General features: G+C 70.5%; 11 protein-coding genes and 1 pseudogene. All 12 read left to right on the forward strand.

Features of this window, described 5'->3' with window-relative positions:
* Positions 1–236: pseudogene (locus tag VNM44_RS10140) on the forward strand (BMP family ABC transporter substrate-binding protein); the annotation flags it as partial.
* A 74-nt stretch (positions 237–310) separates the two neighbouring features.
* On the forward strand, positions 311–1846 hold the full coding sequence (locus tag VNM44_RS10145; RefSeq protein WP_325625758.1) for an ABC transporter ATP-binding protein: 1536 nt from the start codon (positions 311–313) through the stop codon (positions 1844–1846).
* Positions 1843–3120, forward strand: a complete 1278-nt coding sequence (locus VNM44_RS10150; protein WP_325625759.1) for an ABC transporter permease — start codon at positions 1843–1845, stop codon at positions 3118–3120. The genes VNM44_RS10145 and VNM44_RS10150 overlap by 4 nt, the downstream gene beginning before the upstream one ends.
* A complete protein-coding gene (locus VNM44_RS10155) occupies positions 3117–4316 on the forward strand; it encodes an ABC transporter permease (protein ID WP_325625760.1) in 1200 nt (399 codons plus the stop codon). The genes VNM44_RS10150 and VNM44_RS10155 overlap by 4 nt, the downstream gene beginning before the upstream one ends.
* On the forward strand, positions 4316–4687 hold the full coding sequence (locus tag VNM44_RS10160) for a hypothetical protein (RefSeq protein WP_325625761.1): 372 nt from the start codon (positions 4316–4318) through the stop codon (positions 4685–4687). Before VNM44_RS10155 ends, VNM44_RS10160 begins: the two co-directional genes overlap by 1 nt.
* A gap of 25 nt (positions 4688–4712) precedes the next feature.
* Entirely contained in the window at positions 4713–5414 is a 702-nt protein-coding gene (locus VNM44_RS10165) for a RodZ domain-containing protein (protein ID WP_325625762.1), read from the forward strand.
* Positions 5411–6685, forward strand: a complete 1275-nt coding sequence (locus tag VNM44_RS10170) for a CinA family nicotinamide mononucleotide deamidase-related protein (protein WP_325625763.1) — start codon at positions 5411–5413, stop codon at positions 6683–6685. The genes VNM44_RS10165 and VNM44_RS10170 overlap by 4 nt, the downstream gene beginning before the upstream one ends.
* Entirely contained in the window at positions 6682–7242 is a 561-nt protein-coding gene (locus VNM44_RS10175; protein ID WP_325625764.1) for a 2'-5' RNA ligase family protein, read from the forward strand. Before VNM44_RS10170 ends, VNM44_RS10175 begins: the two co-directional genes overlap by 4 nt.
* A complete protein-coding gene (gene recA, locus VNM44_RS10180; protein ID WP_349258029.1) occupies positions 7239–8318 on the forward strand; it encodes a recombinase RecA in 1080 nt (359 codons plus the stop codon). The genes VNM44_RS10175 and recA overlap by 4 nt, the downstream gene beginning before the upstream one ends.
* A gap of 22 nt (positions 8319–8340) precedes the next feature.
* Positions 8341–8928, forward strand: coding sequence for a regulatory protein RecX (locus tag VNM44_RS10185; RefSeq protein ID WP_325625766.1), 588 nt, complete (start codon positions 8341–8343; stop codon positions 8926–8928).
* A gap of 235 nt (positions 8929–9163) precedes the next feature.
* Entirely contained in the window at positions 9164–10696 is a 1533-nt protein-coding gene (gene rny, locus VNM44_RS10190) for a ribonuclease Y (protein ID WP_325625767.1), read from the forward strand.
* Between the two features lie 7 nt (positions 10697–10703).
* Positions 10704–11196: alpha/beta hydrolase (locus tag VNM44_RS10195; protein ID WP_325625768.1), on the forward strand; the 493-nt coding region annotated here is incomplete at its 3' end.

Consider the following 11196-nt stretch of genomic DNA (forward strand, 5'->3'; position numbering starts at 1 on the left):
CCTACATCCTCACGAGCGCCACGAAGAAGGTCGACGTCGCGGTGTTCGACTCGATCCAGAAGATCGTCGACGGCGACTTCGAAGGTGGGGGCGACACGCTGTACGACGTCGCGAACGACGGCATCGGCTACGGCAAGGTCAGCGCGAACGCGCCCGATCGCGACGCCCTGATCGCCAAGCTCGACGACGTCTCGAAGCAGATCGCCGACGGCGACCTCGAGATCGCGCGCCCGTAGGGCGCTGTCGCGGCAGCACGCCCGGCTCCCCCAACGGCTTCCTGCCGTGCGGGGGCCAGACTATGATCGCCCGCATGCCCGAGCGGCCGGTCGTCCTCGAGATGGAGCACATCACGAAGCGCTTCCCGGGCACCGTGGCGAACGACGACGTCAGCTTCGACCTGCGCGAGGGCGAGGTCCACGCGCTGCTCGGCGAGAACGGCGCGGGCAAGTCCACCCTGATGAACATCCTCTACGGGCTCTACCACCCCGATGAGGGTGAGATCCGGATCAAGGGCAAACGCGTCCAGCTCGGGTCGCCGCGGGCGGCGATCGACGCCGGGGTGGGCATGGTGCACCAGCACTTCATGTTGATCCCGGTGATGACGGTCGCCGAGAACATCGTGCTCGCCCAGGAGCCTGTCCGGGACGGCGTGCTGCTCGACCTCCGCGCCGCCGAGGAGCGCGTCAGGGAGCTTTCGGAGCGCTTCGGGCTCGAGGTCGACCCGCGCGCTCGGATCGACGAGATCACGGTCGGACAGCAGCAGCGGGTCGAGATCCTGAAGGCGCTCTACCGCAACGCCGACATCCTCGCGCTCGACGAGCCGACCGCCGTTCTCACCCCCCAGGAGGCGCGCGAGCTGTTCGAGATCGTCCGGGGGCTCACGGAGCAGGGGACGTCGATCATCTTCATCAGCCACAAGCTGAACGAGGTGGCGGAGATCGCCGACCGGATCACGGTCCTGCGGCGCGGGAAGCTCATCGAGACTCTCCCTGCCGCAGGCGCGACCGAGGCGAGCCTCGCACGCCTGATGGTCGGCCGCGAGGTCCTCCTCCGCGTCGACAAGACGGAGGCCACGCCCGGCGAGCCGCTTCTCTCGGTGCACGACCTCCACGTCTTCGACGACCGCGGCATCGAGAAGGTGCGCGGCGTCACGTTCGAGGTCCGCGCCGGGGAGATCATCGGCATCGCGGGGATCGACGGCAACGGCCAGACCGAGCTGATCGACGCGATGACGGGGCTCCGGCATGTCGACGCCGGGACGGTGGTCGTGGAGGGACGGGACGTCACCAGCCTCGGTGTCCAGGACCACTTCGACTCCGGCCTCGGCCACATCCCCGAGGACCGGCAACGACGCGGGCTCGTGCTCGAGTTCTCGATCGCGGAGAACCTCGCCATCCATGACTACCGCAGCGCACCGGACTCCCGGTTCGGCTGGCTCTCGCCCTCTCGCCTGATCGAGCGGGCACGGCGGCTGATCCGCGAGTTCGACGTCCGCGGGGGCGGGCCGAAGACGCCCGCAGGCGGCCTCTCGGGCGGCAACCAGCAGAAGGTGATCCTCGCCCGCGAGATCGACCGCGACCCGCGGGTGCTCATCGCCGCGCAGCCGACGAGGGGCCTCGACGTGGGTGCGATCGAGTTCGTCCACCGGCGGATCCTGGAAGAGCGCGACGAGGGCCGCGGGGTCCTGCTCGTCTCGCTCGAGCTCGAGGAAGTCCTCTCGCTCTCGGATCGGATCCTCGTCATGTACGAGGGCGAGATCGCCGGCGAGTTCCCGCCGACGGCGACCGAGGAGCAGTTGGGCGTCGCGATGACGGGCGGCGGGCGGACCGAGGAGCGCGCGGCGTGAGCACCGACGCGGGCGGCGCGGCGCCGCCGCCGGGGGTCGACCCGTCGGGTCTCGGCCCGGAGCTCCAGACGTCGTGGATCGAGCGCTACGGCGTCGCCCAGCGCGCCGAAGGCATCCTCGCGCCGCTCTTGACGACCGTGCTCGCGTTCCTCGTCGGCGGCCTCGTCGTGCTCGTGACGACGGGCAAGAACCCGCTCACGACGTACCGGGCGATCTTCGACGGTGCGGGGCTCTCATGGTTCTTCGAGATCGGGAACCACGAGATCGGCCTGCCCTGGAGCGACGCGAAGGTCTGGTTCCCGTGGAACGTCAACGACTTCGAGTCGGTCGCGGCCGTCAACCTGCAGCAGACGCTGATCGTGACGACGACGCTCGTGTTCACCGGCCTCGCCGTCGCGTTCGCCTTCCGCTGCGGGCTCTTCAACATCGGCGGGCAGGGGCAGTACATCGTGGGCGCCATCTGGGCCGTGTGGATCGGCTCGTCGTTCGAGGGGATGAACCCCTTGCTGCACATCACGCTCGCGATCGTCGTCGCGACACTCGCCGGCGCCGTCTGGGCGGGAATCGCCGGGTTCCTCAAGGCGACCGTCGGCGCCCACGAGGTGATCTCGACGATCATGCTCAACTGGATCGCGATCTGGATCGGGTCGTTCCTCTTCGGGCTCGGAGGCCCGCTCCAGAACGACGCGCAGTCCTCGGTCCCGATCTCGAACGACATCGTCGAGAGCGCGAAGCTCCCGATCCTCTGGGGCGACCCGCTGCTCCAGGGCCTCCACACGGGGATCTTCCTCGCGATCGTCGCGCTCGTCGTGTACTGGGCCCTGCTCAACCGCACGACGCTCGGCTACGGGGTTCGCGCGGTCGGCTTCAACCCCGAGGCGGCCCGCTACGGCGGCATCGGCGTGCGACGCAACTACTTCCTCGCGATGGCGATCTCCGGCGCGTTCGCCGGAATCGCGGGCGCGATCGACGTGCTCGGATGGCAGTTCCGCCTCGCAACAGGCGACATCCAGACGAGCCAGGTCGGGTTCATCGGCATCGCGGTCGCGCTCCTCGGCCGGAACACGGCGGTCGGCGTCCTCCTCGCCGCGCTCCTGTTCGGCTCGCTCGTCACGGGCACCTCGACGCGCAACCTCGACCCGGAGATCTTCCAGCCGGAGCTCGCCTTCAACCTGACGCTCCTCATCCAGGGTCTCGTCGTGCTGTTCGTCGGGGCCGACCTGATCGTCCTCTGGCTGCTCCGGCGGCTTCGCCGGAGCGGATTGTCGGCATGACGAGCATGGCGCTCCCCGTCGCGGCCAGAATGCCGAACGCGCTGCGCCGCGTGGCGTGGGTCGGCATCGTCGTCGGGATCGTCGCGGCGTGGCTGGCACTCCCGCCGCTCACGATTCGGTCCTGGGTACCCAGCCTCGTGCTCGCGCTGATCGCGGTGATGCTCGGCATCGGGATTGCGATCCGCGGCGAGCGCCGGTTCGGCGGCTTCGCAATCGCGGCCGGGCTCTTCGGCTTCGGAATCGCATTCCTCGCGACGCTCTCGACCGTCGGCAAGCTCGAGAGCGTCGTCGTCTGGTCGGCGCTGCTCGCCGCGATGCTGCGCTTCGCAACGCCTCTCGCGTTCGCCGCGCTCGGCGGGATGTTCTCCGAGCGCTCGGGCGTCGTGAACATCGGCCTCGAGGGGATGATGCTGATGGGCGCCTTCTTCGGGATCATGGCCGCCGACAAGCTCGACTCGTGGTGGCTCGGCCTCCTCGCCGGGATCCTCGCCGGCGGCGCCGCCGCATTCGTCCACGCGGTGTGGGCGATCCACCTCCAGGCCGACCAGATCGTCAGCGGAACGGCGGTCAACTTCCTCGCCGTCGGCCTGACCGGATACCTCTTCATCGACATCTACGGCAGCGAGGGGACGCCCACCGACATCCCGAGCATCCCCAACGTGCACCTGGGCTTTCTCGGCGACGGGTTCGTCGGCGACATCTTCGGCAGCCTCAACCTGATGATCTGGATCGCGATCGTCCTCGTCCCGCTGACGTGGGCGATCATGTTCAAGACGCCGATCGGGCTCCGCATCCGCGCGTGCGGCGAGCATCCCCGCGCCGCGGACACGGTGGGGATCAGCGTGTACGGCGTGCGCTACGGCGCCGTCACACTCTCGGGCATGCTCGCGGCGGCCGGCGGCGCATACCTCTCCATCGGGTTCGTCAACTCGTTCAACGAGAACATGACGGCGGGCCGGGGATTCATCGCCCTCGCTGCGCTGATCTTCGGCAACTGGCGGCCGTTCGGAGCGGCCGCAGCCTGCCTCCTGTTCGGCTTTTCGAGTGCGCTCGCGCAACGGCTGCCCGAGTACTCGCAATCCGCCTCCGTGCTCTTCCAGGCGCTGCCCTACGTCCTCACGCTGATCGCGGTCGCGGGCGTGATCGGGCGCTCGATCCCGCCCGCCGCGGTCGGCCGACCGTACAAGAAGCAGTAGTGGCGGCACGGGCGGTCACGCCGGGCCCCGAGGCACGGACCTCGGGCAACGGCCGCGCCGTCGCCGCCCTCCTCGTCGGCCTGCTCGCGACGGCGACGATGCCGGTCGCGATCCTCGCGACGCGCTACTCGGGCTCGTACGAGCTGCTGCACGCGGGGTTCGCCATCCCGGTGGCCGTCGTGCTCGGCGGCGTCGCGATCGGGCTCGGACGTGGCGCCCTGCGGCACGACGACGTGCGGCTCGGGCGCGCGGGCGGCCGTGGTTCGGCCCGTGTCGGGAGAGCGCTCGGTGTGCTCGGGATCGCGTTGGCCGCGACGTGCGCCGTCGCGCTCGCCGTCTACGGGATCCTCACGTATCTCGGCGAGCGGTAGAGCCTCCCATTACACTGGGCCGCTCGTGTTCGAGATCGGCTCGAGCCTGCGCGAGGCGCGCATCCGCCAGGACCTCGACTTCGAGGAGCTGGAGGCACGGACCAAGGTGCGGGCCAAGTACCTGCGCCAGCTCGAGGAGGAGCGGTTCGACCAGCTTCCCGGTCATGCCTATACGAAGGGCTTCCTGAAGGTCTACGCGGACGCGCTGGGGCTCGACGGGCGGCTCTACGTCGAGGAATACAACTCGCGCTACGTCGGCGGGGATGACCTCGGCTCGCCGCGCGTGCCCCGCGTTCCGGTGGGTCGACAGCGACGCCGCCGCGACCGGCGCGAGTCCGGCACGGTCGGGATCGCGCTCGCCGCGATCATGCTGGTGACGGCGCTCGTCATCGCGGCATGGCGCTTCGGCGGCCACGAGGACCCACAGGTCGAGGGGATCAACGCCTCGACGCCGAGGGTCGCCGCGTCGCGCTCGACGCAGCAGCAGATCGTGCTGACCGTGCGCGCGGTGAAGGGCCCGTCGTTCATGGAGGTGCGGAGCGGCTCCGGCAAGCCCCTCTACACGGGGACGATCGAGAAGGGCCAGTTCCAGCGCTTCACGAAGAAGAAGCTCACCATCTCGGTGGCGAAGCCGGCCAACGTCGTCGTGAAGGTCGACGGCACGCGCTACCGGCTCGACCCGAACGGGGCGGTGACGTTCTCCGGGGCGACTGCCGTCAGCGGGTGAGCGCGCGACCGCGCGCGGCGATCGTCGTCACGGGCAGCGAGCTCGTGCGCGGCGAGCGAACCGACCGGAACGGGCCCTTCTACGCGCGAGAGGCGTTGTCGCTCGGCCTCACGCCCGAGCGGATCCTGATCGTCGGCGACGATCCCGCCGACCTGGAGGCAGTGTTGCGCTCGGCCTCCGACGCCGACGTGTGTCTCGTCTCGGGCGGTCTCGGGCCGACGCACGACGACCGCACTGTGGAGCTCGTCGCGCGCGTCGCCGGAGCGGCGCTGCGCGTCGACCCCGGGCTCGAGGAGCACATCGAGGGCGTCTCGCGTGCCATTGCCGACCGCCTGCGACGGCCGTACGCCGACTTCGCGGCGGGCGTCACGAAGCAGGCGACCGTCCCGGACGGAGCCGTCGTCGTCGGCATCGCCGGCACCGCCCCCGGGCTCGTGCTGCAAGGAGAGCGGTGCGTGTACGTCGTGATGCCCGGCCCTCCGGGCGAGCTCCGCCGGCTGTGGCCTGCAGCGGTCGCGAGCAAGCCGTTCCAGTCGGTGCTCGCGCGCACGTCGCCACCCGGTCGAAAGGTGCTCCGCTTCTACGGCGCGAGCGAGTCGGCGGTGGCGCAGGCGCTTGCGCAGGCGGGTGGCGACGGCGGCGGCGTCGAGGCGACGATCTGCGCACGCGACTTCGAGATCCACGTCGACCTCGTCGTCGAGCCGGGCGCTGAGGAGCGCGCCGACGCGGTCGCGAACGCGCTACGCGAGCCGCTGCGCCGGTACCTCTTCACCGAGGACGAGCGCTCCGTCGCAGAGCTCGTCCTCGAGCTCTGCCGCGCCCGGGGGTACACGCTCGCGACAGCCGAGTCGTGCACCGGCGGCCTCGTCGCGGCGCGCCTGACCGACGTCCCCGGCGCCAGCGACGTCGTCGCGGGCGGGGTGGTCGCGTACGCGAACCACGTGAAGGCTCGCGAGCTCGGCGTGCCCGAGGAGCTGATCGCCGAGCACGGCGCCGTCTCGGCCGAAGTCGCGGCGGCAATGGCCGCCGGCGTCCGCCGGCAGCTCGGCGTCGACGTCGGGATCGCAGTCACGGGTGTCGCGGGGCCGGACGGCGGCACCGAGGAAAAGCCCGTCGGCCTCGTCTACCACCACGTCTCGGCGCCCGACGGCGAACACGGACACCACTTCTCGCTCCCGGCCGACCGCGACACGATCCGCTCGCGCGCGACCGTCGCGGCGCTCCACCTCGCGCGTCGCGTCCTGACACGAAGTCGGCACGAAGACGTATGACCCCGGCGGGTAGCGTCGGAGGCGATGACCGCCTGCGGCTCTTCCTGGCGCTCGACCTTCCCGCCGCGACCGTCGACGTGCTCGAGGCGTGGGGCGAGGCGCACCTGCGCGGCGGGCGCATCGTGCCGCGCGCGCAGCTCCATGTCACGCTGGCCTTTCTCGGGAGCCGACCCGCGAGCGAGCTTCCCGCGATCGTCGGAGCGCTCCGCGCGGCCGTCGGGGAGGTCGACGGGAAGATCGTGCTCGAGCCGTCCCGCTGGCGCGAGACACGGAGCGTGGGGATGCTCGTGCTCGACGACGACGCCGGCGCCGCCACGGACCTCGCGGGCAGGCTGCACGGATGGCTCGAGGCGCTCGGCGTCTACCGTCCCGAGTCGCGGCCGTGGCTGCCGCACGTCACCGTGCTGCGGTTCCGCGCGCGGCCGCGGCTCTCTCCGCCGCTCCCCGAGACGGGAACATTCGTTCCGTCCGATGCGGCTGCTTACCTATCTCGACTGCACCCGTCCGGCGCCCGGTACGAGGTGCTCGAACGCGTCTCGCTGAACGCAGGAGGATGAATCGCATGAACCGGGAGGAAGCGCTCGACGTCGCGCTCGGCCAGATCGAGCGACAGTTCGGCAAGGGCTCGGTGATGCGCATGAGCGACGCCGCACAGGTGTCGATCGGCGCGGTCTCCACGGGCTCGCTCTCGCTCGACCTCGCTCTCGGGATCGGTGGGCTCCCGCGTGGGCGCATCGTCGAGATCTTCGGTCCCGAGTCCTCGGGGAAGACGACGCTCGTCTATCACGTCATCGCCGAGGCACAGCGGCGCGGCGGGATCTGCGCGTTCATCGACGCCGAGCACTCGATGGACCCGACCTACGCCCGGCGCATCGGCGTCGACATCGACCAGCTCCTCGTCTCGCAGCCCGACACGGGCGAGCAGGCGCTCGAGATCGCGGAGCTCCTGATTCGCTCCGGCGCCGTCGACGTCGTCGCCGTCGACTCTGTCGCGGCGCTGACGCCGAAAGCGGAGATCGAGGGCGAGATGGGGGACAGCCACGTCGGCCTCCAGGCCCGGCTCATGAGCCAGGCGCTCCGGAAGCTCGCCGGGACGCTGAACCGCACGGACACGATCTGCCTCTTCACGAACCAGCTCCGCGAGAAGATCGGCGTGATGTTCGGCTCGCCCGAGACGACGCCGGGCGGGCGCGCGCTCAAGTTCTACGCGTCCGTCCGCCTCGACATCCGGCGCATCGAGACGCTGAAGGAGGGCACCGAGGCGATCGGCAACCGCGTACGCGTGAAGGTCGTGAAGAACAAGGTCGCGCCGCCGTTCAAGCAGGCCGAGTTCGACGTCATCTACGGGCTGGGCATCTCGTGGGAGGGGACGGTCCTCGACGTCGGGCTGGAACGGAAGATCGTCACGAAGTCCGGCTCGTACTTCTCCTTCGGGGACGAGCGCCTCGGACAGGGACGTCAGAACGCGACGGCGTTCCTCACCGAGAACCCCGATCTGGTCCAGTCGATCCTCGCGCGGATCCAGGCGGATGCCGGTCCCGAGCAGATCGTGTCGGCGCGCCTTCTGCCGGCGGCGGCCGCGGCTGCGGCCGAGGTGGAGCCGGTCCTCGACGAGGTGACGGCGGAGGTCTGAGCGAGGACATCACGGGAGCCGCATGCCGATTGTGACCGCGCTGCGGGAGGTGCGCGGCAAGGTCGCCGTGGAGCTCGACGGCGCGCCGTGGCGCACTCTGCCCCCTGAAGCCGTGCTGGAGGCTCGCCTCGCGGTCGGCCGCGAACTGGACCGCTCGTGCGCGCGAGCGCTCGCACGGGCGTTGCGGCGCCAGCGGGCCGAGAGTGTGGCGCTCCGCGCTCTTGCTCGGCACGACCGGTCGCGCGCGTCGCTCGATGCACGACTCGCCGGCGCGGGGGTGGCCGCTGCCGAGCGCCAGCACGTGCTGGGCCGCGCGGAGCGCTCCGGCCTCGTCGACGACGCGCGGTTCGCCGCGACGAGGGCGCGTCAGCTCGCCGAGCGCGGAGCCGGGGATCTCCTCGTTCTTGCCGACCTCGAGCGCCAGGGAGTCGACGAGCATGTTGCGCGGGACGCGGTCGTCGCGCTCGACCCGGAGGCGGATCGCGCCGCGCGCATCATCGCAAGGAGGGGCGCGACCCCGCAAACGCTCAGGTACCTCGCATCGCGGGGCTTCGGTGAGGAGGCGCTCGAGGCCTTCGTTGCGGATATCGAGAGCGGGGCGCTAGGATGACCGTGCTTCATCCGGACTTTCCCTGCAAACGCGTAGTTCCGAACTCGATCGATTCCGTGACACTCGTGTCGGCCACCCACCTCGCATACGACCTGGCACGCGACGCGTGCCTGCGGGAGGGCACGCCGGCCTAGCGCGACACGCAGCGGTACCGGATCCCCGCGCGCGGAGGGGGCTTCGGATGTGAGCAGCCGCGGCTTCGCCGCGGACAAACCAGGCTCCTGGAGGAGTGGAGATGCTCACGGTGATCGCGGTGCTGGTCGGACTCGGGGTGGGGGCGGTGTCGACCGCGGTCTGGCTGCGCGCGTCGAGCGCGTCGGGCGTGCGTCGGAGCGAGGAAGAGCGCCGCCGGCTCGTCGCCGATGCGGAGCGGGAGGCCGAGACGATCCGCCGCGAGGCGCACGTCGAGGCGCGCGAGGGCGCTGTCAGGCTCCGTGCGGAGGTCGAGAGCGAGGTGCAGGACCGGCGCGTCGAGATCGCCAAGGTCGAGGAGCGGATCGCCCAGCGCGAGGCGGAGCTCGACCAGAAGCTCGTCGAGGTCACGCGGCGCGAGCAGGGGATCGGTGACCGGGAAGTGCACCTGAAGCAGCTCCAGGACGAGCAGAAGGAGGTCCGGGAACGCGCTCTGCACGAGCTCGAACGGGTGTCGGGGATGACGCTCGGCGAGGCGAAGAGCGCGATGTTCGAGCGCTCGCAGGATCTCGTACGGCACGAGCTCGCTCGCTCCGTACGCCAGATGGAGGAGGAGGCGCGCGGCGAGGCGAGGCGCCGGGCGCGCGCGCTCGTCGCCGACGCGCTCCAGCGCGTGGCCGCGAGCCACACCGCCGAGACGACCGTGACCGTCGTCGAGCTTGCGAGCGACGACATGAAGGGACGGATCATCGGCCGCGAGGGGCGCAACATCCGCGCGCTCGAGCATCTCACCGGGGTCGACGTGATCGTCGACGACACGCCGCACGCCGTCGTGCTCTCGTCGTTCGACGGCATCCGACGCGAGATCGCGAAGTTGACGCTCGAGAAGCTGATCGAGGACGGGCGCATCCACCCGGCGCGGATCGAGGAGATGTACTACCTCTCGAAGGCCGAGCTCGAGGACCACGTGCGCCAGGCGGGGGAGCAGGCGGTCTTCGAGGCCCGGTGCGGCGAGTTCCACGAGGAGCTCGTGAAGGTGATCGGCAAGCTGCGGTACCGGACGAGCTACGGGCAGCACGTCCTCAAGCACACGCTCGAAGTCGTGCACCTGGCCGGAATCATGGCGAGCGAGCTGGGAGCGAGCGTGAAAACCGCCAAGCGGGCCGCGCTGCTGCACGACATCGGGAAGGCGATGACTCACGAGGTCGAGGGCTCGCACGCAATCATCTCGGCGCAGCTCGCGAAGCGTTACGGCGAGAGCCAGGGCGTCGTCCACGCGATCGAGGCCCACCACTACGAAGTGCAGCCGCAGACGGTCGAGGCCGTGCTTCTGATCGCGGCCGACGCGATCTCCGCGTCACGTCCCGGAGCGCGCGGCGAGAGCCTCGAGCACTACATCAAGCGGCTCGGTGCACTCGAAGAGATCGCGACAGCAAAACCCGGCGTCGCGAAGGCCTACGCGCTCCAGGCCGGCCGCGAAATTCGCGTGATGGTCGAGCCGACCGAGGTCGATGACGACGCCGCGGTCCTCCTCTCGCATGAGATCGCCCGCGAGATTGAGGACCAGCTCGAGTACCCGGGCCAGGTGAAGGTGATCGTGATCCGCGAGAGCCGGGCAGTCGAGGTCGCCAAATAGCAGCGCGATGAAGGAGATCGCTCGCTCCGCCGACGGCATCCCCGTGCACTTCGAGGTCGTCGGGGAGGGCGCGCGGCCGCTCGTGTTCGTGCACGGCTGGTCGTGCGACCGAACCTACTGGAGCGAGCAGATCGAGCACTTTGCCCGGAGCCACGAGGTCGTCGCGATCGACCTCGCGGGGCACGGGGAGTCGAGCGGCGGACGCCGGGCGTGGACGATGCCCGCCTTCGGCGGCGATGTCGTGGCCGTGATCGAGAAGCTGGGCCTCGCCGATGTGGTCCTCATCGGCCACTCGATGGGAGGGGACGTGATCGTCGAGGCTGCGCTCGCTCTGCCCGGGCGGGTCGCCGGACTCGTCTGGGTCGACACGTACAGCACGCTCGGCGGCGTGAGGACGCCGGCGGAGATCGAGGAATTCGTCCGGCCGTTCCGCCAAGACTTCAGGTCGGCGGTCGAAGCCTTCGTGCGGCGGATGTTCGTGCCCGCCTCGGATCCCAGCC

The organism is Gaiella sp., assembly GCF_035558935.1.
Taxonomy (GTDB): Bacteria; Actinomycetota; Thermoleophilia; order Gaiellales; family Gaiellaceae; genus Gaiella.